The sequence below is a fragment of the Microvirga sp. GCM10011540 genome, from assembly GCF_042650665.1.
Taxonomy (GTDB): domain Bacteria; phylum Pseudomonadota; class Alphaproteobacteria; order Rhizobiales; family Beijerinckiaceae; genus Microvirga; species Microvirga lenta.
In genome coordinates this window covers 130724-156405 of the sequence record NZ_JBHSBQ010000143.1, presented here as the reverse complement: position 1 = coordinate 156405, position 25682 = coordinate 130724, and the positions used below count along the sequence as shown (strand labels likewise).

Genomic DNA, 25682 nt, shown 5'->3' with positions numbered 1-25682 from the left:
GGAACGACCCGTCCCCTCCCACCGCCAGCGAGCTCGCGACTCGCTGGCGGTATCCTCATCTTGCTCGATCAGGACGGGAAAATCATAAGACAAGCATCGTGCGGAACCGAAGGTCCGCGCCAGCGAATAGTGGGTCCGGTTTTCCGCCGAAACGATGCTCTCATCCATAGGGAAAGCATCGGATCAGCCCCAAAGGTGCAAGTCCACTTTTCCTGTCCGATGCTTTAGAGGCTCCCGGGAGCCGCCTATGACACGGCGGTCCCGATCACGGGCTCGATGCGTGGGTGACCGTGACCTCTTCGACCAGCAGCCGCAGCGGCGGCAGATCGAAATCCAGCCGCGCCAGGAGCGCGTGGGACGAGGCGAGGCTGCATCCGTGCCGTCCCTTGGCGCAGCCTTCGAAATAGGTCACGTATTCGTCGCAGCGGACGGTCCTCTGCAGCTTCGGCAGCTCCGTGCACTTTTCGTAGATCCGCCACATGATCTGGGCGGTCCTGGGATCGTAGGGCCGGGGCCGTTCGAAATGCTGGGACACGGAATGATAGCCGACGATCAAGGCGGCCGGTCCTGCCAGAATCGCGATGGCCTTGATGCCGGGATGGATCTTGAGCATCGCCTTTCCCCGATTCGTTGCAGCTGCGGCCAAGTTACCTGATTTGCGCCGTTCTTGAACCCTCAAATTCCGCTCAGGAAGGTTCGTCGGTTTCCGGAGGACGGTCTCAGGGCCGGCCCTACTCCTCGTCCTGCCCCGGTTTCCTGGCCGGGATCTCCCCGCCGTCGATGGCGATGAGGTGCCGGCGGACCCGCTCCAGGCCGTCGCTCAGCCGCGTCAGCTCCTCCGTCATGGCCTGGTGCATGGCGGAGGCGGCGGCGGGGAACTCCTCCAGCACGCGGCGCATGAGACTGGGGGTGACGCGGATCACCGTGGACGGCTCGCGCGCCATGGCGGTGGCGGGGCGCTCGACCCGGGTGAAGAGCGCGGCCTGGCCGATGAGGGAGCCGGGGCCGGCGACGAAGGCGGCGGGAGAGCCGTCGTCCTTCGCATCGAGCGCGATGGCGCCCTGGCTCACCACGTAGCCGCCGTCGGAGCGGTCGCCCTTGCGGAACAGCATGTCCCCCGCCCGCAGGATCCGGTTCTCGGACGCGAAGGCGACCAGCCGCAGGGCGTCCCGGTCCAGGAGGTTGAACAGAGGCGCCCTCGACAGGATCGCGATATCGTCTTCGAGCGCCATGTCGAACCCTAGGGAATCAGCTTGTAGCCGCCGGGCTCGGTGACCAGGATGCGCGCATTGGACGGATCGGCCTCGATCTTCTGCCGCAACCGGTAGATATGCGTTTCCAGGGTGTGGGTGGTGACGTTGGAATTGTAGCCCCAGACCTCCGTGAGCAGGGTCTCGCGCCCGACCACGGACTGGCCCGCCCGGTAGAGGTAGCGCAGGATCGCCGTTTCCTTCTCGGTCAGCTTGAGCTTGGAGCCCTTGTCGGTGGTGAGGAGCTTGGAGCCGGGCCGGAAGGTATAGGGCCCGATCTGGAACACCGCGTCCTCGCTCGCCTCGTACTGGCGCAGCTGCGCCCGAATGCGGGCGAGCAGCACGGCGAACTTGAACGGCTTGGTGACGTAGTCGTTGGCGCCGGCTTCGAGCCCCATCACCGTGTCGTTCTCGGAGCCCTGGGCCGTGAGCATGATGATCGGGCTGCGGAAGCCGTCCTGGCGCATGATCTTGACGGCCTCGCGCCCGTCCATGTCGGGCAGGCCCACATCCATGATGGCGAGATCGATCCGGTCGCCCTTGACCGCCTCGATGGCTCCCGACGCGGTCTCGGCGGTGGTGATCCGAAACTCCTCGTAGAGTCCGAGCTGTTCGGCAAGGGTGTCGCGCAGGTCCTGATCGTCGTCGACGACAAGGAGGCGGCTGGCATTCGACATCTCAAACCCTTCAACACGATGGAACGAGCAGGCGCTGGAGCGGTCTCGGGGACGATTGATGCCGGCGGGACCGCTCCGTCCTTCAATCGCCGCACGACCGTGCCGGAAAATCGAAGCCTGCCTCGACGGGGGCGCGGACTTCCGGTTCCGGATCATGTACTAGAGTAGTCATTCCCAGCTTGACAACAAGGGGTTGGGCCAACCCTTCCACTGCCCATGAAGCGCAATTACGTCGACCTCATCCGCGTCCACCGCTCGCCCCTCGACCACCGGCGCGGCCGGCTGCAGGCGGGAAATCTGGTGCTGCCCTGCGCGCTCGGCCGCTCCGGCACCCGCGCGGACAAGCGCGAGGGCGACGGCGCCTCGCCCGTGGGCCGCTTCCGCCTGATCCAGGCCTTCTACCGCGCCGATCACGGCCCGCGGCCGCGCACCGGCCTGCCCCTGCGCCGGATCGGGCCCAACGACGGCTGGTCGGACGATGTGCGGGACCGGCGCTACAACCGCCTCGTGCCCCTGCCCTGCCCGACGAGCCACGAGACGATGTGGCGCGACGACCACCTCTACGACGTGGTGATCGACATCGCCTGGAACCGCGGCCCCATCGTGAAGGGCCGCGGCAGCGCCATCTTCCTCCATCTCGCCCGCCCCGGCTTCACCCCGACCGAGGGCTGCGTGGCCGTGGACCGGAGCAAGGTCCGCCACCTCATGGAGCGGATCGGACCGCGCACGAGGATCGAGATCGTGGGATAGGCCGCGGAGCGCTCAGCCGCCGATGCTCTCGTAGAAATCCTCCGGCCCGTCGACCTCCCGAAGCCTTCCCCTGTCGATCAGTAGAAACCGGGTGCCGACGGTCTTCACGAAGCTCCTGTCGTGGGAGACCACGACGCAGGTGGCTTCGGCATCGAGGATTTCCGATTCCAGCTGCTCCCGCCCAGGGATGTCCACGTGGTTGGTGGGCTCGTCCATGAGGTAGAAGTTCGGGTTGGCGAGGCGCAGCGCCAGCAGGCCGAGCCGCGCCTTCTGGCCCGGCGACAGGCGGCCGATGGGGAGATTCTGCCTTTCGATGGAGAAGCCCGCCTCCGCCAGCACCGCCCGGCTGCGCTGGTCGCCCAGGCGGAACTGCGACAGGACGAAATCGTGCGCCGTCGCCCTTTCCGGCAATTGCCGCATGTCCTGATCCACATAGCCCGGAGCGAGACTCGGGCTCACCCGGATGCCGGGCAGGTCGTCCGGCTGAAGCATGGCCCGGTGCAGCAGGCGGACGAGTTGGGATTTGCCCGTTCCGTTGCGTCCGAGCACCACGATCCGGTCCCCTTGCGCCACCTCCAGCTTCGGGATCGGGAACAGCTTTCGCCCGTCGGGCGCCTGCACGGCGACGTTCTCCACCGAGAGAAGCACCTTCGCGTGGGTGCCGCGATTGGCGAGCCGGATCTCGCCCGGCCTCTCCTTGTGCACGGCGCGGACGCTCTGCTCCAGCTGCTCGGCGCGGCGCCTGATCTGCGCCGACTTCACCTGGGCCGCATCGCTGCCGCGGTTGATGCCCACATTACGCAGCTCGGCCGCGCTCTCGCGCAGGCGCTTCACCTCGCGCAGGGTCTTCTCCCGCTGCCCCTGGGCGGCCTCGTCGTGCGCATCGAGAAGGTCGCGGGCGCGCCGGTAGGGATGGGCGAACGCGACGGATTCCTCCGGCCGCAGAAACAGGGTGCGGTTGGTGCAGGCATCGAGGAAATCCCTGTCGTGGCTCGCGACCACCACGGGAACCCGGTCCGCCACGTCCCCCAGCCAGCGCTCCAGGAGCAGGAGCTTTTCGAGGTCGAGGTGGTTCGTGGGCTCGTCGAGCAGCAGGAGGTCCGGCTCCGTGACCCAGGCGCGGGCGATCAGGGCCAGCCGCTGCCAGCCGCCGCTGAGCGCCCGCACATGCCGCTCACGCAGGTCGGCGGGCGCCCCGAACTCGTCGAGAACGACGTCGACCCGCCATTCCTGGAGGTCGCGCTCCGCCGGAGGCAGGGCGCGGCAGATGGCTTCGTGCAGGGACAGATCCAGCAGGTCGTCCGGCATGTCCTGCTCGACCAGCGCCGCCTTCAGGCCGCGGGAGCGGACGATCTCGCCCCCGGTCGGTTCGGAGAGGCCGGCGAGACATCTGAGCAGCGTCGATTTTCCCGCCCCGTTCCCGGCCACGAGACCGAGACGGTCCCGCTCGCCGATGGTGAGGGTCAGGTTCTGGAAGAGTGTGGTCTGCGCGATAGCGGAAACATTGCGAAGGCTGATCGAGCCCATGGGTCATCTCATTGGTGCTGCGCGGTCCCGAAGGCGCGCGAAACTGGGAACGTCCGTCGGTCCGCGGGTCCTCGATGGACGCAGCGGACAAGCCGTTCAGAGCTGACCAGAATGAGATGGAGACGAGAGGGTCGTCAGATCCGTTCGATGGCCGGCCCTGCAACGAGCTGCTGCAGGGCATTCCAGGGGCCGAACATGCGATGCTGGTATTGTTCACACATGCAACCCTCCCTGGTTCGAACCTCAATCGACGGCCAGAGCTTAACCGCGCCGCGGCTCGACCGCAACCCGGGCCGCCGGCGTGACATTCTCGCAGCTCCATGATTTCCTGATTTCAGGATGACCTCAGCCGTGTCCCGCCGCAGCACGATCCTTCATGCCCTCTGTGGCATCGGTCTTCTGGCCGCCTGCACTCCCGCCCTGTCGCAGGAGCTGGGCGAGTGGCGGGCGCTGACGGCGGAGGAGGAAAAGTCCCATAAGGGAGACGTGCCGGCGGATTCCGCCGATCCCCTGTCGGTGGAGGCCGATTTCGACGGCGACGGCCGGAAGGACAAGGCCCTGATCGCCGCCCGCAGGGCCGACGGGATCCGCGACCTGATCGTCCGGATGGGCGACCGGATCCACGTCCTGGTCCGGTCCGAGGAAGGCGGAGCCTCCGTCGGGGCCGAGGACGGTCTCGGGCTCGCGGAGCCGGGGCGGTGGGAGACGATCTGCGGCAACGCCTTTCGGGACCTGCAGGGAGGCCTGTGCGAGTCGGAGCAGTATCCCGAGGCCGTGACCCTGAAGCATCCGGGCCTTCTTCACATCAGCCCGGGAGAGGCGATGCTCTACTTCTGGAACCGGAAGAAGAAGACCTTCGATGCGGTTGGGCTGAGGAACTAGCCTCGCGGACGTTCACGCCTTCGGCCGCGTCCCGAAGATCGCGCTGCCGACCCGCACATGGGTGGCGCCGAGCTGGATCGCCTCGTCGAAATCGGCGCTCATGCCCATGGAGAGGGTTTTCAGCCCGTGCCGCTTCGCGATCTTGCCGAGCAGGGCGAAATGCGGCGAGGGCGGGTCCTCCGCCGGCGGGATGCACATCAGGCCCTCGATGGCGAGGCCGTGCCGGGTGCGGCATTCCTCGATGAAGGCATCCGCCTCGGCCGGCATGACGCCGCCCTTCTGCGGCTCCTCCCCCGTGTTGACCTGGACCAGGAGGCGCGGCGCCCTGCCGGCTTTCGCGATCTCCTTCGCCAGGGCTTCCGCGAGAGACGGGCGGTCGAGGGTGTGAATGGCGTCGAAGAGCTGGACCGCCTCCTTCGCCTTGTTGGACTGGAGCGGGCCGATCAGGTGAAGCTCCACGTCCGGATAGCGCTCCCGCAAGGCGGGCCATTTCGCCTTGGCCTCCTGCACGTAGTTCTCGCCGAAAACCCGCTGGCCCGCCGCCAGGACGGGCTCAATATCCTCGGCCGGAAAGGTCTTGGAGACCGCCACCAGAGTGATCCCGGCCGGATCGCGGTCGTAGTCGGTTGCGGCGCGCCCGATGGCGGCGCGAACCTGATGCAAGCCTTCGACGGGATTGTGGTCGCTCATACTCTTCCTCTTGCAGGGCTCTCGCGCGCGCGAAACCGTTGACCGCGCGGGAGAGCTGTGTCCTAGTCCGGCGCAACCCGGCGGCGCAAGCCGCTTCGACTTTTGCGATGACGGATAGTGACGAAAAATGAGGCCTGAGCGCTACAACGCCAAGGAAGCCGAGCCGAAATGGCGGAAGGTCTGGAACGACCAGGACCTGTTCAAGACCCCGAACGACGACCCGCGCCCGAAATACTACGTGCTCGAGATGTTTCCCTATCCGTCGGGGCGCATCCACATGGGCCACGTGCGCAACTACACCATGGGCGACGTGGTGGCGCGCTACAAGCGGGCCAAGGGCTTCAACGTGCTCCATCCCATGGGCTGGGACGCCTTCGGCATGCCGGCCGAGAACGCGGCCATGCAGAACAAGGTCCACCCCAAGGAATGGACCTACGCCAACATCGCCACCATGCGCGCCCAGCTGCAATCCATGGGCCTAGCCATCGACTGGAGCCGCGAGATCGCCACCTGCGATCCGGCCTACTACAAGCACCAGCAGCGCATGTTCCTGGACTTCCTCGAGGCCGGGCTCGTGGACCGCAAGACCGCCAAGGTGAACTGGGACCCTGTGGACCAGACCGTGCTCGCCAACGAGCAGGTGATCGACGGGCGCGGCTGGCGCTCGGGCGCCCTGGTGGAGCAGCGCGAGCTGACCCAGTGGTTCCTGAAGATCACCGACTACGCGCAGGACCTGGACGACAGGCTCGACACCCTGGACCGCTGGCCCGAGAAGGTGCGCCTGATGCAGCGCAACTGGATCGGCCGCTCCGAGGGCCTGCTGGTGCGCTTCGCCCTGCAGCCCGGCACGGTGCCCAACGGCGAGACCGAACTCGAGATCTACACCACGCGGCCCGACACCCTCTTCGGCGCCAGGTTCATGGCGGTCGCGCCCGATCATCCCCTCGCCCGCGCCGCCGCCGAGAAGAACCCGGAGCTTGCCGCCTTCATCGAGGAGTGCAAGCGCATCGGCACCGCGCAGGAAGCCATCGAGAAGGCCGAGAAACTCGGCTTCGACACGGGCGTGCGCGCGCAACACCCGTTCGATCCGAACTGGACGCTGCCGGTCTACGTGGCGAACTTCATCCTGATGGAATACGGCACGGGCGCGATCTTCGGCTGCCCGGCGCACGACCAGCGCGACCTCGATTTCGTCAACAAGTACGGCCTGGGCAACACGCCCGTCGTGTGCCCTCCGGACACGGATCCGGCTTCCTTCGTGATCACCGACACCGCCTATGACGGCGAGGGCCGGATGATCAATTCCCGCTTCCTCGATGGGCTCACCATCGCGGAAGCGAAGGAGGAGGTCGCCCGCCGTCTGGAGAGCGAAACCCGCGACAACCGGCCGGTGGCCGAGCGCAAGGTGAATTTCCGCCTGCGCGACTGGGGCATCTCGCGCCAGCGCTACTGGGGCTGCCCGATCCCGATCATCCATTGCGAAGCCTGCGGCGTGGTGCCGGTCCCGAAGGACCAGCTCCCGGTGGTGCTGCCCGAGGACGTGTCCTTCGACGTGCCGGGCAACCCGCTCGACCGGCACCCGACCTGGAAGCACGTGGACTGCCCGCAATGCGGCGGTAAGGCCCGGCGCGAGACGGACACCATGGACACCTTTGTGGATTCGTCCTGGTATTTCGCCCGCTTCACCGACCCGACCCTGGAGACCGAGCCGACGGACCGCGCCACGGTCGATTCCTGGCTGCCGGTGGACCAGTATATCGGCGGCATCGAGCACGCGATCCTGCACCTGCTCTATTCGCGCTTCTTCACCCGCGCGATGAAGAAGACCGGCCATGCCGGACTCGACGAGCCCTTCGCCGGGCTGTTCACGCAGGGCATGGTGGTGCACGAGACCTACAAGGATGAAAGCGGCGCCTGGGTGCTTCCGGGCGACGTGCGCATCGAATCCGACGGCGCGGCTCGCCGGGCTTTCCACGTGACGACCGGCGCCCCGATCGAGATCGGCTCGATCGAGAAGATGTCGAAGTCGAAGAAGAACACCGTGGACCCGGACGAGATCATCGCCTCCTACGGCGCGGACACGGCCCGCTGGTTCATGCTGTCCGACTCTCCCCCTGAGCGCGACGTGATCTGGACCGAGGAGGGCGTGCAGGGCGCGGGCCGCTTCGTCCAGCGCGTGTGGCGTCTGGTGGGCGAAATCGCGGACCGGAAGACGGGCGGCAACAATGCCGCTGCGGAAGGACCCATCGGCATCGCCGTGCGCAAGGCCGCGCACAAGGCGCTGGCGGCGGTCGAGGAGGATGTGGAGCGCCTGCGCTTCAACCGCTGCGTCGCCCATCTCTACGAACTCGCCAACAGCCTGCAGGACCTGGCCAACCAGGCGAAGGGCGCCGACGAGCCGGGCCTCTCGGCGGCCTTCGGCGAGGCCGGCCGCATCTTCGTGCAGCTGCTCGCTCCGATGATGCCGCATCTGGCGGAGGAATGCTGGGAGGCCCTGGGCGAACAGGGCCTCGCGGCCGACACCGCATGGCCACAGGTCGAGCGCGCGCTCCTGGTCGAGGACACCATCACCCTGCCCGTCCAGGTCAACGGCAAGAAGCGGGCCGACGTCACCGTGGCACGCGATGCGGATCAGGCCGCCATCGAGGCCGCCGTGCTCTCGCTTGAAGCGGTGCAAAAGGCTATGGAAGGAAAGCCTGCCCGCAAGATCATCGTCGTTCCGCAGAGGATCGTGAATGTCGTCGCTTAATTTCAAAGGCTTTGCCCGCGTCGCTCTCGTCGCGGGCCTCTCTCTCGGCCTGTCCGCCTGCTTCCGTCCCCTCTACGGTCCGACCGCGTCCGGCCAGCAGCTTCAGGATGCTCTCGCGGCGATCGAGATCCCCGAGATCACCTGGCCGGAGCCGCGGGCCCGCTTCGCGCATTACCTGCGCAGCGAGCTGATCTTTGCGCTGAACGGTTCCGGTGCGGAGGCTCCGAAGCGTTATGTCCTGACCCTGTCCTACAATCAGGGCCTGACGACGCCCATCGTCGACACGGAATCGGGCCGCGCCCTCTCGGCGACGATCACCGGCAACCTCACCTATACCCTGAAGGCGAAGGACGGCTCGCAGGTCGTGGCCACGGGCGTGGCCACGGCCTATGCCTCCTATGACCGCTTCCAGCAGCGCTTCGCCACCGTCCGCGCCGCCCGCGATGCGGAGATCAGGCTGGCCAAGACCCTGGCGGAGCAGGTCAGGACCCGGCTGTCGGCGGCCCTCACCCGCACCTGACGCCCGATGGTGGCGGTCAAAGCCGGTGACGTGGAAGGGGCGCTGCGGCGCCCGGATCCGCGCATCGGCGTCTTCCTGTTCTACGGACCGGATGTAGGGCTCATCAACGAGCGGGCGCGGGCGCTCGCCGAACGCTCCGTGCCGGATCCGACCGATCCGTTTCAGCTGATCCGCATCGACGGCGACGACATCGCGGCCGATCCCGGCCGCCTTGCGGACGAGGCCGGCACCATGGGCCTGTTCGGCGGCAAGCGCGCGCTGTGGATCAAGAGCACCTCGCGCAACATCGCGCCCGCCGTGGACGTGGTGCTCAAGGGCGAGCTGCAGGACACCGTCATCGTCATCGAGGGCGGCGACCTGCAGAAATCCTCGCCGCTGCGCACCCTGTGCGAACGCTCTCCGAAAGCGCTCGCCCTGCCCTGCTATGCCGATACGGGCCGCGACCTCGGCGCGGTGGTGGACGAAACCCTCAAGAGCAACGGGTTCTCCATCGGCCGCGAGGCCAGGACCGCCCTCCTGGCGAGCCTCGGCGGCGACCGTCTCGCCACCCGGGGCGAGCTGGCGAAGCTGATGCTCTACGCCCGCGGCCAGAGTGAGATCACCCTGGCGGACGTGGACGCGATCATGAGCGATGTGTCGAGCCTCGCCATGGATTCGGTGGTCGACGCCGCCTTCGCGGGCGACGGGGCGGGCATCGAGATCGGCTCCCGCCGCCTTGCTGCCGAGGGCGTGAACGCCTCCACGGTGCTCGGGGCGGCCCTGCGCCATGCCCTGATGCTGCTGCCGGCCCGGCTTTCCATCGAGGAAGGCCGCCCCGTCGGGGCGGTCGTCGAGGGCATGCGCGCCCTGCATTTCCGGCGCAAGCCCCTGATCGAGCGCCATCTCCAGCGCTGGACCTCCGACAGCCTCAAGCAGGCCATCGCTCAGCTGCAGCAGAGCCTTCTCGACACGCGGCGCCTGTCCCATCTCGACGACACCATCGCGGCCAAGACCCTGCTCGACCTGGCGCGGGCCGCGCGGCGGTAGGCCTGAGGGAAAGCCGATCTTCGGATCGTTTGGATCAGACCCAAGATCTGCGACGGCCCTTTTCTTTGGTTTGGCACATCACACGCCACCGTTGCTCTCCTCCCCACGGACTTCGGGCCTCGCCGGAAGCGCGCCCTGCTCTCCTCCCCCTTGTGGGGAGGAGGTGGAGGTGGGGGTGTGAGCGATAGCCTATGAGGGTCCGGCGCCCACACCCCCGCCCTGGCCCTCCCCATAAGGGGGAGGGAAAAAGGTCGCGCTGAACACTGCCACATTAGCGACGGCCGCAACCGCTCCCACCCTCATCCTGAGGAGCCACGAAGCGGCGTCTCAGGATGATTTCATAGAGCACGGGAGACGCCCTCTCCTCAAAGGCGGCACCGTCATCAGGAACGAGCGGCGCCCGCGAAAACCGAAGGCGCCAGGAAACCTCCAACCTTACGGGTTCAACCGCCGGCACAGCCCGTCGAGCTGCTCCAGGGTCTTGTAGCGGATGCGCAGCTCGCCGCCCTGCCCCTTGTGATCGATGGCGACCGAGAGGCCGAGCACGTCCTGGAGCGCCTTTTCGAGGGCGCGGGTGTCCGGGTCCTTCACGGGCTTGGCGGCCGACTTGGTCTCCAGCTTCGGCGGCTTGCCCTGGTCGCCCTGGGCGATCTCCTCGACCTGGCGCACACTGAGGCCCTGTTCGAGGATCTGCTTGGCGACCCGCTGCGGATCGCTCACCGCCAGAAGCGCGCGGCCGTGGCCTGCCGTGATCTGCCGGTCGACCAGCAGCTTCTTCACCGGCGGCGGCAGATCGCTGAGGCGCATCATGTTGGCGATGTGGCTGCGGCTCTTGCCGATGATCTTGGAGAGGTTTTCCTGGGTGTAGGAGAACTCGGCCATGAGCCGGGAATAGCCCTCCGCCTCCTCGATGGGATTGAGGTCGGCGCGCTGGACGTTTTCCAGGATCGCGTATTCGAGCGAGGTCTTGTCGTCGATCTCGACGATCACCACCGGCACCTCGTGCAGGCCCGCCACCTGGGCCGCGCGCCAGCGGCGCTCACCGGCGACGATCTCGTAGGCGTCCGGCGTGTTCGCCAGGGGCCGGACCACGATGGGCTGGATGATGCCGCGGTCCTTGATCGACTGCGACAGCTCCTTGAGCTCGCTGTCCTCGAAAACCTTTCGCGGGTTGCGCGGGTTCGGACGCAGGAACTCGACCGGGACCTTGCGCTGCCCCCGGCCGCGCTCCACCACCGTCATCTCGTCGCCGACCTCTCCGATGAGAGCCGCCAATCCTCGTCCCAAGCGCGACTTGCCTTCGTCTGCCATGTTGTCTCTCGGATGTGTTCAGGAATCAGGCGGCGCGCAGGGCGCGCTCCCGTTGGATGATTTCGGAGGCGAGGCGCAGGTAGGCCTGCGAGCCGGCGCATTTCAGGTCGTAGAGCAGAACCGGCTTGCCGTGGGACGGCGCCTCGGAGACGCGCACGTTGCGCGGGATCATGGTCTCGTAGACCTTGCTGCCCATGAACTGGCGTACGTCGGCCACCACCTGCCCGGACAGGTTGTTGCGCGGGTCGAACATGGTCAGCACGACGCCGTGGATGGTCAGCTTCGGATTGAGCGCCGAACGGACCTGTTCGACTGTCTTCAGCAGCTGACTGAGACCTTCCAGAGCGAAGAATTCGCATTGGAGGGGCACCAGAACCGCGTCAGCAGCGGTCAAGGCATTGATGGTCAAAAGATTCAGCGAAGGCGGGCAATCGATCAAAATATAGGTAAAAGGTTTGGTTACGTCCGGGCCCTTCAGAGCGGCAATCGCGTTCTTGAGCCGGTGAGCCCGGTCCTTCTCGCTCGCGATCTCCAACTCGACGCCGAGCAGGTCGAGAGTGGACGGGGCGACGAACAGGCCGGGCACCACGGTCTCGGTGATGGCGCTGTCGAGAGAGGCCTCGCCGCTCAGCACGTGATAGGTCGAGACGCGCCGACTCTTGCGGTCGATGCCGAGACCGGTCGAAGCGTTGCCCTGCGGGTCGAGGTCGACGATCAGAACCTTCTCGCCGATCGCCGCCAGCGCGGTGCCGAGATTGATGGCGGTGGTGGTCTTGCCGACGCCGCCCTTCTGATTGGCAAGCACCAGAATGCGAGGCTTAGCCGGCGCTCCTGGGGCGGATCCGCTGCGGTCGGTCATGATGATAGGCTCTCAATGGAGGTGATGCGAAGAATCCTGGCTTCGGAATCGGTCCGGCTTGGCAGGATCTCGACATCGAATGTCCACGATTTCCGGGCCTCGGTCAATTCAATCTCGGCATCCCGGCCCTTGGGGAACAGGCCCATTGTCCCCGCTTTCAACAGCGGCGCGGTCCAGTCCAGCAGGTTGGCGAGGGACGCAAGAGCCCGGGCCGAGACCACGTCGGCCTGGCCCACGAACCGGGGAACGACCGTTTCCAAGCGGGCTTCATGCACGGTGGCGTTCGCACCGGTCAGGCGCGCAATGTGGCGCAGGAAGGCGCATTTGCGGGAATTGCTCTCGACCAGGTCCACCTTCAGGCCCCGCTCCTGCCCGGCGACGGCGAGCACCAGTCCGGGAAAGCCGGCGCCGGAGCCGAGGTCGAGCCAGGTCCGCGCCTGGGGAGCAAGCGCGAGGAGCTGCAGCGAATCGACGATATGACGATCCCAGATCTGGTCCAGGGTCGCCGGGCCGACGAGATTCTTGATCGCCTGCCAGCGGCGAAGCTCCCGCTCAAGCAGGGCGAGCTTCTCGGATGTTTCACGTGAAACATCGAAGGCGTCGAGAAGTCCGGAGCGGGGGGAGGATGCGGATGTCGTCATGCCACCGGGTCCAGACCGGCCTTGGTGCCGGAGAGCTTCTTCGCATGGGCGGCTAGCAGGGTCAGGGCCGCGGGCGTGATCCCCTCGATACGCGCCGCCTGTCCCAGAGTGGCGGGACGGACTAGATCGAGCTTGGCCTTGATCTCGTTCGACAGGCCCGGCAGGGACCGGAAGTCCAGACTTTCTTCCAGCACGATGCTCTCGTCCCGGCGATAGGCGGCGATATCCGCCTGCTGCCGGTCCATATAGACCGCGTAGGTGGCGTCGGTTTCCAGCCGCTCCTGCACCGGCGGCGACACCCGGCCGAGCTCAGGCCACACCCGGACCAGATCGGCCCAGCCGATGGTCGGGTAGGAGAGAAGCTGATAGGCGGATCGGCGAATGCCGTCCTGGTTCAGCTCCAGCCCGTGCCTTGCCGCTTCCTTCGGCGTCACCGTCAGGGTCTGGAGCCGCTCCGACACGGCCTGGATCTCCTCCCGAGAGCGTGCGAAATGCGCCGCCCGTTCCGGACCGACGCAGCCGAGATCGAGGCCCTTGCCCGTCAGCCGCTCGTCCGCGTTGTCGATCCGCAGGCTCAGCCGGTACTCGGAGCGGGAGGTGAACATGCGGTAGGGCTCGCTCACCCCCCGCGTAATCAGGTCGTCGATCAGCACGCCGATATAGGATTCGGCCCGGTCGAACACGGCGCCGTCCTGGCCGGCGGCCCGGCGGGCGGCGTTCAGTCCCGCCACGAGCCCCTGAGCCGCCGCCTCCTCGTAGCCGGTCGTGCCGTTGATCTGGCCGGCGAGGAAGAGGCCGCGCACCATCTTGGTTTCGAGGCTCGGCGTCAGGTTGCGCGGGTCGATATAGTCGTATTCGATGGCATAGCCCGGCTGGAGCATCCGCACTTTCTCCAAGCCCGGGATCTGCGGCAGCAGCGCGAGCTGCACATCCTCGGGCAGGGAGGTCGAGATCCCGTTCGGATAGACGGTGATGTCGTCGAGGCCTTCCGGCTCGAGGAAGATCTGGTGGCCTTCCCGGTCGGCGAAGCGCACCACCTTGTCCTCGATGGATGGGCAATAGCGCGGCCCCCTCCCCTGAATGTCACCGGAATACATGGGCGCCCGGTGGAGGTTGTCGCGGATCAGCGCATGGACCGCGGCCGTGGTGCGGGTGATGCCGCACTCGATCTGGGGCGTCGTGATCCGCGTCGTCAGGAGGGAGAATGGCACCGGCTCGTTGTCGGCGGCCTGCTTGTCGATGCCGGCCCAGTCGATGGTCCGGCCGTCCAGGCGCGGCGGCGTCCCGGTCTTGAGCCGGCCGAGGGAGAAGCCCAGGCGCTGGAACGTCTTCGGCAGACCCAGGGAAGGGCGCTCGCCCATGCGGCCGGCGGGGATCTTCCGCTCGCCGATATGGATCAGTCCGGAGAGGAATGTGCCTGTGGTCAGGACCACGGCGCCGGTGGGGAGCTCGCGTCCGTCGGCGAGCTTCAGGCCCGTGACCCGGCTGCCCTCCACCAGGATGTCATCGGCCTCGCCTTCGACGATGGTGAGGTTCGGCGTCCGGGACAGCTCGGCCTGCATGGCGCGGGCATAGAGCTTCCGGTCGGCCTGGGTGCGCGGTCCGCGCACCGCCGGTCCCTTGCGCCGGTTGAGCAGCCGGAACTGGATGCCGGCCCGGTCGGCGACCCGGCCCATGACCCCGTCGAGCGCGTCGATCTCGCGGACCAGATGTCCCTTGCCGAGGCCGCCGATGGCAGGGTTGCAGGACATGACGCCGATGGTCGAGGCCTTGTGGGTGACGAGCGCCGTGCGGGCGCCTATGCGTGCGGAAGCCGCCGCGGCCTCGGCCCCGGCATGTCCGCCGCCGACAATGATCACGTCGAAAACTTGATTCATGAGTCTCTCCAGGACAGGGCTGTAGGACCTGACGGGACCGAGGTCAAAGGGCAAAATGTTTCACGTGAAACATCGCCCTCAGACGCCCGATCTCCACATCCTGTCCACGGCCTGTCCCGCCGAAATGGGGTCGCTCTCCCGAGCCTTTCAACAGAGATGCTCACAGGAACGCGACCGTATGATGGCCTATTTTCCGATGCAGAAGCTGGAGAACAGACGGTCGAGGACGTGTTCCACATCCACACGTCCGGTAATCTCCCCCACGGCGCGTGCTGCGAGCCGCACCTCCTCGGCGATCAGCTCGAGCGGACCGGCCGAACTCATCATGGCGAGAGCCCGCGCCACCGAATCGCGGGCGCGTTCGAGCGCGCGGCGGTGCCGCTCCCGGGTGAGAACCGCATCCCCCTGCCCCAGGACCGCCTGGGCCTCGGCCTCCAGCATCCGCATCAGGTCCGGCAGTCCCGCCCCCGTGGCGGCGGAGATCGCGAGATCGGCGTCGTCCCGGTTCCGATTCACATCGACCTTGGTGGCGACCTTGAGAAGACGGCGGGCTTCCGGCGGCTCCCCCTCCCCTCCCTCGGGCGGCATCAGCCAGAGAACCAGATCCGCATCCTGCGCCCGAGCGCGGGCGCGGGACACGCCCTCCTGCTCGATGGGATCCGTGGAGTCGCGAAGCCCCGCCGTGTCCACGATCACCACCGGCAGACCGCCGAGGTCGCAATGGACCTCGATGACGTCGCGCGTGGTGCCGGCGATGGGCGAGACGATGGCGACATCGCGTTGCGCGAGGGCATTCAGGAGGGTCGACTTGCCCGCATTGGGCGGACCGGCGAGGACCACGGTCAGGCCCTCGCGCAACCGCTCGCCGCTGCGGTTCTCCAGCACCCGGTGGAAATCGTCCCGCATCCGGGCGAGCCGGCCGGTGATCTCCGTCTCCAGATCCTCCGGCACGTCGCCCTCGTCGGAGAAGTCGAGGCAGGCTTCGAGCAGGGCGAGAACCTGCAGGATCTCCTCGCGCCAGCGCTCCGCTGCATGGCCGAGGCGTCCTTCCAGCTGGAACAGGGCCTGCCGACGCTGCGCCTCCGTCTCCGCATCGATGAGGTCCGCCAGGCCCTCGACCCGGCTCAGGTCCATGCGCCCGTTCAGGAAGGCCCGCCGGGTGAACTCCCCCGCCTCCGCGGCCCGGCACCCCTCCAGGGCGTTCAGGGCGCGCAGAACGGCCGCGCGGGTGGCGAGGCCGCCATGGATGTGCAGCTCCGCCTGATCCTCCCCGGTAAAGCTCCCGGGTCCCGGCATCCACAGAACCAGGGCCTGGTCCAGCGGCTCGCCGGAGGCGGGATCGCACAGGATCCGCAGCACCGCCCGGCGCGGGACGGGCACGCCGCCGGCCATCGTTTCGAGGATGAATCGACTCCGGTCCCCGCTGATCCGGATGAGGCTGACCGCCGAGCGGCCATGGCCCGAGGCGGTGGCGAAGATGGTGTCGTCCGAGCGCATGGGATGAACCTTAGGGGCTTGAAACGCTTGAAAAGGAGGCGGCGGCAGGATCGGCCCGGATCCGAATCGGTCCGTTCACGTGAAACCCGCCACCTCGTGGAGACGGCTTCGATGAATCGCCTGAAGGATGCCTCCTCTCCCTATCTCCTGCAGCACCGGGACAATCCTGTCCATTGGTGGGAATGGGGACCGGAAGCTTTCGGCGAGGCGCGCCGCCGGAACAAGCCCGTCCTGATCTCCATCGGCTATGCCGCCTGTCACTGGTGCCATGTGATGGCCCATGAGAGCTTCGAGGACGAGACCGTGGCGGCGGTGATGAACGACCTCTTCGTCAATATCAAGGTCGACCGGGAGGAGCGGCCGGACGTGGACCACGTCTATATGAGCGCCCTCCAGGCTCTGGGCGAACACGGCGGCTGGCCGCTCACCATGTTCCTGACCGCCGAGGGAGAACCCTTCTGGGGCGGCACCTATTTCCCCAAGGAGCCGAAATTCGGAAGGCCGGCTTCGTCCAGGTGCTCCGGGAGATCGCCCGCCTCTACCGGGACGAGCCGGAGCGGATCCGGCACAACAGCGAGGCTCTCAGGCAGCACCTCGCCAGGACGGCCGAGGCTGACGGGGGCGCTCTCGGGCGCGAGGACCTCGACCGGCTCGGGGCTCGTCTGACCGAGGTGATGGATGCGGAGCACGGCGGCCTCACGGGCGCACCCAAATTCCCCAACCCGCCGATCCTCGAATATCTGCTGCGCCATGCCCGCCGGACCGGGGACGGGACCGCCCGCGGCCGCTTCCTCCTCACCCTGGAGCGGATGGCCCTCGGCGGCATTCGCGATCATCTCGGCGGCGGCTTCGCCCGCTACTCCGTCGACGAGCAATGGCTCGTGCCGCATTTCGAGAAGATGCTCTACGACAACGCCCAGCTCCTCGAGCTCTATGCCCTGGCCTTCGCCGGGACCGGGCGGCGGCTCTTCAGCGATGCCGCCGAGGACATCGTGGCTTGGCTCGAACGGGAGATGACGACCGCCGAAGGTGCCTTCGCGTCGAGCCTCGATGCGGATTCGGAAGGTGAGGAAGGCCGCTTCTATGTCTGGTCGGACGCGGAGGTGCGCGAGGTCCTGGGAGAGGAGGACGGGGCGTTCTTCTGCAAGGTCTACGACATCACGTCCGGCGGGAACTGGGAAGGGACCAACATCCCCAACCGGCTGATCTCCGGCGAGGCGCCGGAGCCGGTGGAGGAGCGGTTGGAGGCGATGCGGCAAAAGCTTCTGGAGCGGCGGGCCGGACGCGAAAAGCCCGGTCTCGACGACAAGATCCTGGCCGACTGGAACGGGCTGACGATCGCGGCCCTCGTCCGCTCGGCCCCCCTGCTCCATCACCCGGAATGGGTAGACCTGGCCCGGAAGGCTTACCGTTTCATCTCCGAATCGATGAGCCGCGACGGACGGCTCGGACATTCCCGGCGCGCTGGCGGCCTGATCTTTCCCGGCTTCGCCCTCGACCATGCCGCCATGATGCGGGCCGCCCTCGCCCTCCACGAAGCGACGGGAGAGAACGCCTATCTCCGGGATGCCGAAACCTGGCGCGACATCCTCCTTCAGGAGTACAGGGTGCCGGAAAGCGGGGTGCTCGCCATGACCGCGCGCGAGGCCGATCCCCTCGTGGTGCGGCCGCAGCCGACCCACGACGATGCGGTGCCCAACGCCAACGGAGTCTTCGCGGAAGCGCTCGTCCGCCTGGCGCAGATCACCGGCTCGCAGGCCGATCATGAGAGGGCCGAGGAGGTGCTCGCCCGTCTCGTCGGCATCGCCCGCTCGGCGCCCCTGGGCCACACCTCCATCCTGAACGCCCTCGACCTCCACCTGCGGGGCCTCGGCATCCTCGTCACGGGAAACGATGCGGAGGCACTGCACGAGACGGCGCTGCGCCTGCCCTATCTCGACCGCAGCGTCCGCCGGCTGCGCGAGGGCGATGTCCTCGATGCCCATCACCCGGCACGGGCCCTCGCCGCGACGGGCGAAGGGCCCCGGGCCCTGGTCTGTGCCGGGATGCGCTGCTCCCTGCCGGTCACCGACGCGGATGCCCTTCGGGCGCGGGTGCAGGAGATGCTGGCCCCGTGAGCGGAACCGGGCACGCTCCGGAGGCTTTCACCTGTCCATCCGCGGCGCCGCATCCAGGCCCGACAACCCTCCGCCAACGGGAGCACCGATGTTCTTTTTCTTCTCTAATCGCCTCGGCTGCATGGGATCGCTCATGATCTCCGCCGTACTGACCGTGATCGTGCTGGCCTTCTTGGGAGTGTTCTGATCCAGGCGCGACGATCCGCGTCGCGCTCGGGCTCACCGCCTGCCCATCGTGCTGCACCCGTCTTGACCTTGCGTCCCGACCTGCCTCATGGACGACGCATGAGCCTGTCCATCCGCCCCGCCACCCTTGGCGATATCCCTGCCCTTTTCGCCATCCGCACGGCGGTGCGCGAAAACCACATGACCCTTGCCGCACTGGCGGCCGCGGGCGTGACCCCGGACAGCGTGGCCGAGCTCCTGCGCAGCGAGGATGCCGCCACCTGGATCGGCCTGTGGGACGGCGAACCCGCGGCCTTCGCCATGGCCCGTTTCGACCAGGGTGACGTGTTCGCGCTTTTCGTGCGGCCCGAGATGGAGGGACGCGGGTTCGGCGGCAGGCTTCTCGCCCTGGCCGAATCCTGGCTCGCCTCCCGCGGCGCCGAGTCCGCCTGGCTGCTGACGGGTGGCGAGCCGGGGCTCAAGGCCGCCCGTTTCTATGCGGCGCGGGGATGGCTGGTCGAAGGGCGCGAGCCGGACGGGCAGCTGCGCTTCACCAAAAGGCTTGCGGCGCGCTCCTGACGCCTGCGGATCAAGGATTCGAAATCGGCTCGGGCGACTGGGAGAGGCTTGTCCCGCTCGGATGCGACGCCGAGGAGCCGGGGGATGGGTGCTCGCTCGCGGTTCTCGCGGCGCTCTCGCAGGCGCGGATCGCCCGCCGGTAGCTCAGCTCCACGTCATGCCTGTCCTCGGGCTCGCCGACGTCGCGTTCGGCGGCCGCCCGGGCCAGACGCGCATGGCGCATGAGCGCGCGGCGCTGCTCGTCCAGATGGGTGTGCTCGGCGATCCGCGCGATCGCCTCCAGGAGATGGATCAGGACCGCCGGATGGGTCGATCCGGATTGCCGGATCTGATGGAAGGCGGCATCGAGCAGCCCCTCGTAGGTGGAGACCTGCCGATAGACCCGCACCCGTCCCGAGCCGTCACGCAGGGTCTCGGGCGGAAGGCTCCGGCCCATCGCCCGCGACAGGGCGCCCCGCAGCCGGTCGATCACGACCGTCGCCGTGAAGGGATCGTTGATCCCGGGCGAGAGGGCACGCACCGCGATCTCCACCAGATGGCGGATGGCGAATTCCAGATCCTGGGTCGGCGTGCGCTCGTCCCCGCTCACGATGAACTCGCCGATTTCCTCCCGCGTCCTCTGGGGCCGGCCCGTGGGGGGATAGACCAGGACGCGCCGGTCGCCGTTGACGATGAAGTCGCCGGCCCGGAAGTCGAGGCGCAGGATCGCGTCGTGCCGCTCGGCCCAGGCGACCATTTCGTCGTAATCGACGGCCTGCACATAGCCCTCATAGGGCAGGACGATCCGCTCCGCCTTCTCGTCGAAATCCTCGGGGAGATCGGACGGAGAGTGCTCCGGTGTCGCCTCGCACCGCGGGGCCAGATTCGTCACCGTGTCGTCGAGCTCCCTGCGGACGCGCCGCACGACCTCGTCGGCGACGATCAACCGGGCCACGCCCTGGATGAAGACCAGAAGCGCCAGGACGCAGATCAGGGCCAGTACCGTGCCGACCGTCACGGAGACGTGCGGGACCTCCGCCATCGGCGCGTCGCCGTGGACCGAACGCAGGACGATCAGGCAGTAGACGATCGTCATCGCGAAGGTGCCCAGCACGACCTGGGTGCGCAGATCGGCCCGGAAGATCCGGATGAGACGCGAGCCGTAGGAATTGGCCGCCAGGGTGAGGGCGACCACCGTCACGGAAAAGGCCATGCTGGCCATGGTGATGATCGAGGACAGGAGGGTGGAGAGAAGGTTGCGCGCATCCTCCCCGCTGCCGCTGTTGATCCACCACGCCCGAACCTGGTCCTCGGAGCCGTAGCCCGCATCCACCTGAAGCATGGCGATCGCGAGGCCGGTTCCGATGACGATCAGAACGGACGGAACCAGCCAGAGACCTGTCCTGGCATTGTCCCAGAGGGTGAGAAACCAGTTCGACATCACCCCTTAAGTTCGCGACGGTCCCGCTTGTTCCCCGGGCCTGATTTCACGGGCGATTCCGGGCACGCTCTTCCCTTGCGCGAGGAGGACGAGCGAGGATGAGGGCGGGACGTTCGGCAGAAGGTCGGCGTGGATGTGCCGGTGTTCAGCGCAACGGTCTTTCCTCCCCCTTGTAGGGAGGAGAGAGGCTGGCGTTCCCCGTCTTCTCGCGAATGTCGGGCAACAAAAAACCCCACCCTCGCGGACGAGGATGGGGCGGTGTCGTGGTTCAACCGACGTTTCGTCAGGTGTTCATCGAATCGAAGAAATCCTGGTTCGACTTGGTCTGGCGCAGCTTGTCGAGCAGGAACTCGATGGCATCCACCGTTCCCATCGGGTTGAGGATGCGGCGCAGCACGTACATCTTCTTGAGCGTGTCGGCCGGAACCAGCAGCTCCTCCTTGCGGGTGCCGGAGCGGGTGATGTCGATGGCCGGGAAGGTGCGCTTGTCGGCCACCTTGCGGTCGAGGATGATTTCCGAGTTGCCGGTGCCCTTGAACTCTTCGAAGATCACCTCGTCCATGCGCGAGCCGGTATCGATGAGCGCGGTGGCGATGATGGTGAGCGAACCGCCTTCCTCGATGTTGCGCGCCGCGCCGAAGAAGCGCTTCGGCCGCTGCAGGGCGTTGGCGTCGACACCGCCGGTGAGCACCTTGCCGGACGACGGAACCACCGTGTTGTAGGCGCGGCCCAGGCGGGTGATCGAGTCGAGCAGGATCACCACGTCGCGGCCGTGCTCCACCAGGCGCTTGGCCTTCTCGATCACCATCTCGGCGACCTGCACGTGGCGCGAGGCCGGCTCGTCGAAGGTGGAGGCCACGACCTCGCCCTTCACGGAGCGCTGCATGTCGGTCACCTCTTCGGGACGCTCGTCGATGAGCAGCACGATGAGGTAGCATTCCGGATGGTTGGTGGTGATCGACTGCGCCACGTTCTGCATCAGCACGGTCTTACCCGTGCGCGGCGGCGCCACGATCAGGGCGCGCTGGCCCTTGCCGATGGGCGACACGATGTCGATGATGCGCGGTGAGAAGTCCTTGCGGGTCGGGTCGTCGATCTCGAGCTTGAAGCGCTCGTGCGGGAAGAGCGGCGTCAGGTTGTCGAAGTGAACCTTGTGCCGGATCTTCTCCGGATCCTCGAAATTGATGGTGTTGACTTTCAGCAGGGCGAAGTAGCGCTCGCCCTCCTTGGGACCGCGGATCGGGCCGTCCACCGTGTCGCCGGTGCGCAGGCCGAAGCGGCGGATCTGGCTCGGGCTGACATAGATGTCGTCCGGGCCGGGCAGGTAGTTGGAATCGGCGGAGCGCAGGAAGCCGAAGCCGTCCTGCAGGACCTCCACGACGCCCGCGCCGATGATCTCCACCTCGCGCGCCGCAAGCTGCTTGAGGATCGCGAACATGAGCTCCTGCTTGCGCATCGTGCTCGCATTCTCGACCTCGAGCTCTTCGGCGAAGGCGATGAGTTCGGTCGGCGACTTTGATTTCAGGTCTTGAAGCTTGATTTCCCTCATCGGGGAACACTCTCGGGTAGGGTTCGCGGGCAGAAACGAAAAGACTGAACGCGTGGGGAGATTAAGGGGAACGTCGACAGGGCCACCCAGTTCACGAAACATGACGTGAAGGGCCTCAACGGCCCCGCGCAGCGCAACCTGTCTTTAGGGAAGAGAATTCTTCTTTACCCTTTTTCGGGCTTGGCCTCAAGCCCCTTGAGCGAAACTCCGCTCATCGAGGAGCAAAAACGGTTCGCAACCGCACCATGAACGGCCTGCCGCCCCTCCCCTGGGGAGAAGCGGGTGCGGCCGCCCTGCGTCGTCAGAACGGCTTCACGATCACGAGAATGACGATGCCGATCATCAGCACCGTCGGGACCTCGTTGATCATGCGGTAGAATTTCTGCGGCCGCTTGTTCCGGTCGGCGGCGAAATCCTTGACCATGCGCGAGAGCGATCCGTGCACGCCGGAAAGGATCAGCACGAGGAGCACCTTCGCGTGCAGCCAGCCGGAAAGATACCAGCCGCCCTGCCAGACCAGGATTAGCCCGAGCACCCAGGTGACGATCATGGCCGGGTTGATGATCGCCTTGAGCAGGCGCCGTTCCATGATCTTGAAGGTCTCGGACTGGATCGAGCCCTTCGGCGCGTCGCAGTGATAGACGAAGAGCCGGGGCAGGTAGAGCATCCCGGCCATCCAGGCGATCACAGCGATGACGTGGAACGCCTTGATCCAGAGATACAGCATGTCAGGCCCCCCGGACGCGCGCGATCATCTGCGCCACGTGCTCGACCGGCGTCTCCGGCAGGATGCCGTGCCCCAGGTTGAAGATGTGCGGACGGCCCTTCGCCGTGGAGAGGATGTGGTCGACCCCCTTCTCCAGGGCCGGTCCGCCGGCGATGAGGGCCAGCGGGTCGAGATTGCCCTGCGTGGCCACGTGCCCCGGCAAGGTCGGCAGAACCTTCGCCGGGTCGAGGGTCCAGTCGAGGGCGAGCGCATCGCCGATCCCGGCTTCGGCGAAGCGGAGAAGATGGGCGCCGCCGCCGCGCACGAACACGATCGCCTTGGCCTGCGGCCGGGCGCTCTTCAGGCCCTCCACGATGCGGCGGATCGGGTTGAGGGACAGATCGTCGAAGAGCGCCGGCGGCAGGGCCGAGCCGAAGCTCTCGAAGATCTGCACGGCCTCGGCGCCCGCATCGATCTGGCGGATGAGATAGGCGGTGGAGGCGCGCACCAGCCGGTCGATCAGGGCGGCCATGAAGGCCGGGTCGCGGTAGGCGGTGAGGCGGGCCGGCGCCTGGTCGGGCGTGCCCTTGCCGGCGATCATGTAGCTCGCCACCGTCCAGGGCGCGCCGCAGAAGCCCAGAAGGGTGGTTTCCTTCGGCAGCGACTTGCTCAGGCGGTCGAGGGTTTCGAAGACGGGGTCGAGGCGCTCCAGCGGCAGCTCGTCCTTGAGGCGGCTGAAATCGGCCTGAGAGGTGACCGGGTCGAGCTTCGGACCCTCGCCTTCCGCGAAGCGCACGTCCTGGCCGAGGGCATGGGGAATGACCAGGATGTCCGAGAACAGGATCGACGCGTCGAACTGGAACCTTCTGATAGGCTGTAGCGTTACTTCCTCGGCCAGTCTCGGGTTGTAGCACAGATCCAGGAAGGATCCGGCCTGTTTCCGGGTCTCCCGGTATTCCGGCAGATAACGGCCTGCCTGGCGCATGATCCAGATCGGCAAGGGCCAGACCGGTTCGCCGTTCAGGACACGCAGGATCGCTTTGGTGGGACGCTCGCTCACAGGCCCTCTCTTAAAAGAATAATTCTTGAATCTTAGACTCTGTTTTTTCTCTTGGGCCGTGAATCGTAAAGCCGCAAGTCCGTCCACAGCCGGTCCACACGGCCCGTTCCGTTAACGCTTCGTTTACGGATGGGGCCGGGCCGCCACAATCATTACCGAATTCTTAAACCTTAACAGATCCCTAACGGCGGCCGGCGAGATCCGAGTCGACATTCCGCGACCGATTCGTGCCGGATTCTCCCAAGGTCCCGATTCCGCGTTCACACATGAGAAACCATTGTTGATGACGGAAGGGGACTTCCCACAGGCCCCTGCCCTGGACCTGGCTCGACAAGCGAACTATCCACACTCATCGACTCCTTGTCCGGGAGGACTTTCGTGGGGCGCAGCTACTTCCATCTCCATCTCGTGTCCGATTCCACGGGCGAGACCCTGATCACCGTGGCCCGCGCCGCAGTGGCGCAATACGAGGGAATCGCGGCGATCGAGCACGTCTATCCCCTGGTCCGGTCGCAGACCCAGCTCCAGCGGGTGCTGTCCGAGATCGAGACCGCGCCCGGCATCGTGCTCTACACCCTGGTCGAGCAGGACCTGGCCTCCCGCCTGGAGGAGGTCTGCCGCGCCACCGGCTCGCCGCATCTCTCCGTGCTCGCGCCGGTGCACTCGCTGCTCTCGTCCTATCTCGGGGCGCATTCGACGGCGCGGCCCGGCGCCCAGCACATGCTGAACGCGGAATATTTCAAGCGCATCGACGCCATGAACTTCACCCTCCTCCACGACGACGGGCACCTGCCCCAGGACCTGGACGATGCGGACGTGATTCTCGTGGGCGTCAGCCGGACCTCGAAGACTCCGACGGCGATCTACCTCGCCAATCGCGGCATGAAGACCGCCAATATTCCCCTGGTGCCGGGGGTGCCGCCGCCGAGCATCCTGGAGACGGCCAGGAAGGCGCTGATCGTCGGCCTCGTCGCCACCCCGGAGCGCATCGTGCAGATCCGCCAGAACCGGCTCCTGAGCCTGAAGGCCGACGACGACACCTCCTATGTGGACCGGGACGCGGTGGCGGAGGAGATCGCGGCCTCGCGCCGGCTGTTCGCGCGCCACAACTGGCCGGTGATCGACGTGACGCGCCGGTCCATCGAGGAGACCGCGGCCGCGATCCTCGATTTCTACCGCGACCACCGCCTGCGCTTCATCGCGGAGTGACCATGACCGCCCTCTGGACCGGATCCGCCCCGCTTCTCCTGGCCTCCACCAGCGCGACCCGCCGCACCCTGCTCGAAAGCGCGGGCCTTCCCGTCGAGACCAGGGCCTCGGGCGTCGATGAGCGCGCCGTCGAGGCGGCCGTGGAGGAAAGGGCTCTCGGTCCGCAGAACCTCGCCCTTCACCTCGCCGCCGAGAAAGCCCTGGCGGTCAGCCGCGCGGCGCCGGAGCGGATCGTCCTGGGGGCCGATCAGGTTCTCGACCGCGACGGCATCGCCCTGCACAAGCCCGACGGCCGGGAGACGGCGCGGGCGCAGCTGCAAAGCCTGTCCGGCCGCAGCCATGCCCTGCATTCCGCCGTGGCGCTCGCCAGGAACGGGGAACTCGTCGACAGCTTCGTGGAGACGGCCCTTCTCTCCATGCGTCCCCTGAGCGACGCGGCGATCGAGGCCTATCTCGATGCGGCCGGGCCGGAGGTCCTGAAGAGCGCGGGCGTCTATCAGGTCGAGGGCGTCGGCATTCACCTCTTCGACCGGATCGAGGGGGACCACTCGACCATTCTCGGGCTTCCCCTCCTCCCGCTCCTCGCCGCCCTGCGTCGGCTCGGCCATCTGGCTTTCTAGG

The 25682-nt window shown here is 67.1% G+C and carries 23 protein-coding genes; 9 read left to right on the top strand and 14 right to left on the bottom strand.

Translation table 11 applies throughout. From position 1 onward, the window contains the following. Positions 1–265: 265 nt before the first annotated feature. The 3 genes from ACFOYU_RS25175 to ACFOYU_RS25165 all read right to left on the bottom strand — a co-directional run bounded on the left by ACFOYU_RS25175 (position 266) and on the right by ACFOYU_RS25165 (position 1927). Positions 266–613 (bottom strand): hypothetical protein, encoded by a 348-nt coding sequence (locus ACFOYU_RS25175; protein ID WP_226738317.1) that lies wholly within the window; start codon positions 611–613, stop codon positions 266–268. A gap of 118 nt (positions 614–731) precedes the next feature. After that, entirely contained in the window at positions 732–1232 is a 501-nt protein-coding gene (locus tag ACFOYU_RS25170) for a cyclic nucleotide-binding domain-containing protein (protein ID WP_377035654.1), read from the bottom strand. A gap of 8 nt (positions 1233–1240) precedes the next feature. Further along, positions 1241–1927 (bottom strand): response regulator transcription factor, encoded by a 687-nt coding sequence (locus ACFOYU_RS25165; protein WP_226738322.1) that lies wholly within the window; start codon positions 1925–1927, stop codon positions 1241–1243. 216 nt (positions 1928–2143) lie between these two features. Between ACFOYU_RS25165 and ACFOYU_RS25160 the strand changes: the two genes are divergently transcribed. Next, a complete protein-coding gene (locus tag ACFOYU_RS25160) occupies positions 2144–2677 on the top strand; it encodes a L,D-transpeptidase (protein WP_377035653.1) in 534 nt (177 codons plus the stop codon). A gap of 12 nt (positions 2678–2689) precedes the next feature. Here ACFOYU_RS25160 and ACFOYU_RS25155 read toward each other — a convergent pair whose 3' ends face one another. Continuing rightward, a complete protein-coding gene (locus tag ACFOYU_RS25155) occupies positions 2690–4204 on the bottom strand; it encodes an ATP-binding cassette domain-containing protein (protein WP_377035652.1) in 1515 nt (504 codons plus the stop codon). A gap of 351 nt (positions 4205–4555) precedes the next feature. On the opposite strand from ACFOYU_RS25155, the gene ACFOYU_RS25150 reads away from it, so the two are divergent. Beyond that, complete coding sequence (locus ACFOYU_RS25150; RefSeq protein ID WP_377035651.1) at positions 4556–5086, top strand: hypothetical protein; 531 nt, start codon at positions 4556–4558, stop codon at positions 5084–5086. Between the two features lie 12 nt (positions 5087–5098). On the opposite strand, the gene ACFOYU_RS25145 is transcribed toward ACFOYU_RS25150, so the two are convergent. Further along, on the bottom strand, positions 5099–5776 hold the full coding sequence (locus ACFOYU_RS25145; RefSeq protein ID WP_377035650.1) for a YggS family pyridoxal phosphate-dependent enzyme: 678 nt from the start codon (positions 5774–5776) through the stop codon (positions 5099–5101). 127 nt (positions 5777–5903) lie between these two features. Between ACFOYU_RS25145 and leuS the strand changes: the two genes are divergently transcribed. From leuS to holA, 3 genes are read left to right on the top strand one after another with little or no spacing between them, the layout of a single operon-like run. After that, positions 5904–8525, top strand: coding sequence for a leucine--tRNA ligase (gene leuS, locus ACFOYU_RS25140; protein WP_377035649.1), 2622 nt, complete (start codon positions 5904–5906; stop codon positions 8523–8525). Beyond that, positions 8512–9045, top strand: a complete 534-nt coding sequence (gene lptE / locus ACFOYU_RS25135) for an LPS assembly lipoprotein LptE (RefSeq protein WP_377035648.1) — start codon at positions 8512–8514, stop codon at positions 9043–9045. Before leuS ends, lptE begins: the two co-directional genes overlap by 14 nt. Before the next feature lie 6 nt (positions 9046–9051). Then, positions 9052–10071, top strand: coding sequence for a DNA polymerase III subunit delta (holA, locus tag ACFOYU_RS25130; RefSeq protein WP_377035647.1), 1020 nt, complete (start codon positions 9052–9054; stop codon positions 10069–10071). A 435-nt stretch (positions 10072–10506) separates the two neighbouring features. Here the strand turns inward: holA and ACFOYU_RS25125 are convergent, their stop codons facing one another. The 5 genes from ACFOYU_RS25125 to mnmE form a co-directional block, all read right to left on the bottom strand. Further along, positions 10507–11382, bottom strand: a complete 876-nt coding sequence (locus tag ACFOYU_RS25125; RefSeq protein WP_226738339.1) for a ParB/RepB/Spo0J family partition protein — start codon at positions 11380–11382, stop codon at positions 10507–10509. Between the two features lie 25 nt (positions 11383–11407). Further along, positions 11408–12241 (bottom strand): ParA family protein, encoded by an 834-nt coding sequence (locus ACFOYU_RS25120; RefSeq protein WP_226738341.1) that lies wholly within the window; start codon positions 12239–12241, stop codon positions 11408–11410. After that, a complete protein-coding gene (gene rsmG, locus ACFOYU_RS25115; protein ID WP_226738343.1) occupies positions 12238–12882 on the bottom strand; it encodes a 16S rRNA (guanine(527)-N(7))-methyltransferase RsmG in 645 nt (214 codons plus the stop codon). The genes ACFOYU_RS25120 and rsmG overlap by 4 nt, the downstream gene beginning before the upstream one ends. Continuing rightward, the gene (gene mnmG / locus ACFOYU_RS25110; protein WP_377035646.1) at positions 12879–14759 is read right to left on the bottom strand and encodes a tRNA uridine-5-carboxymethylaminomethyl(34) synthesis enzyme MnmG; all 1881 of its coding nucleotides are present in this window, start codon (positions 14757–14759) and stop codon (positions 12879–12881) included. The genes rsmG and mnmG overlap by 4 nt, the downstream gene beginning before the upstream one ends. A 186-nt stretch (positions 14760–14945) precedes the next feature. Further along, positions 14946–16256 carry a tRNA uridine-5-carboxymethylaminomethyl(34) synthesis GTPase MnmE gene (mnmE, locus tag ACFOYU_RS25105; protein WP_377035645.1) on the bottom strand — a complete coding sequence of 437 codons (1311 nt, stop codon included), beginning with the start codon at positions 16254–16256 and terminating at the stop codon, positions 14946–14948. A 111-nt stretch (positions 16257–16367) separates the two neighbouring features. On the opposite strand from mnmE, the gene ACFOYU_RS25100 reads away from it, so the two are divergent. Both ACFOYU_RS25100 and ACFOYU_RS25095 read left to right on the top strand, forming a co-directional pair. After that, positions 16368–16922 (top strand): DUF255 domain-containing protein, encoded by a 555-nt coding sequence (locus tag ACFOYU_RS25100; RefSeq protein ID WP_377035644.1) that lies wholly within the window; start codon positions 16368–16370, stop codon positions 16920–16922. A gap of 1736 nt (positions 16923–18658) precedes the next feature. Continuing rightward, positions 18659–19117 carry a GNAT family N-acetyltransferase gene (locus ACFOYU_RS25095; protein WP_377035643.1) on the top strand — a complete coding sequence of 153 codons (459 nt, stop codon included), beginning with the start codon at positions 18659–18661 and terminating at the stop codon, positions 19115–19117. A gap of 10 nt (positions 19118–19127) precedes the next feature. On the opposite strand, the gene ACFOYU_RS25090 is transcribed toward ACFOYU_RS25095, so the two are convergent. From ACFOYU_RS25090 to hemE, 4 genes are all read right to left on the bottom strand, one after another. Next, positions 19128–20537 carry a DUF2254 domain-containing protein gene (locus ACFOYU_RS25090; RefSeq protein WP_377035642.1) on the bottom strand — a complete coding sequence of 470 codons (1410 nt, stop codon included), beginning with the start codon at positions 20535–20537 and terminating at the stop codon, positions 19128–19130. Between the two features lie 283 nt (positions 20538–20820). Beyond that, positions 20821–22086: a transcription termination factor Rho gene (gene rho, locus ACFOYU_RS25085; RefSeq protein ID WP_226738356.1), complete on the bottom strand. Its 1266-nt coding sequence runs from the start codon at positions 22084–22086 to the stop codon at positions 20821–20823. 301 nt (positions 22087–22387) lie between these two features. Continuing rightward, positions 22388–22813, bottom strand: a complete 426-nt coding sequence (gene hemJ / locus ACFOYU_RS25080; protein ID WP_226738358.1) for a protoporphyrinogen oxidase HemJ — start codon at positions 22811–22813, stop codon at positions 22388–22390. Between the two features lies 1 nt (position 22814). Further along, complete coding sequence (gene hemE / locus ACFOYU_RS25075; RefSeq protein ID WP_377035641.1) at positions 22815–23852, bottom strand: uroporphyrinogen decarboxylase; 1038 nt, start codon at positions 23850–23852, stop codon at positions 22815–22817. A gap of 378 nt (positions 23853–24230) precedes the next feature. Between hemE and ACFOYU_RS25070 the strand changes: the two genes are divergently transcribed. Next, on the top strand, positions 24231–25061 hold the full coding sequence (locus tag ACFOYU_RS25070) for a pyruvate, water dikinase regulatory protein (protein ID WP_226738362.1): 831 nt from the start codon (positions 24231–24233) through the stop codon (positions 25059–25061). A 2-nt stretch (positions 25062–25063) separates the two neighbouring features. Further along, on the top strand, positions 25064–25681 hold the full coding sequence (locus tag ACFOYU_RS25065) for a Maf family protein (protein ID WP_377035640.1): 618 nt from the start codon (positions 25064–25066) through the stop codon (positions 25679–25681). Position 25682: the final 1 nt, after the last annotated feature.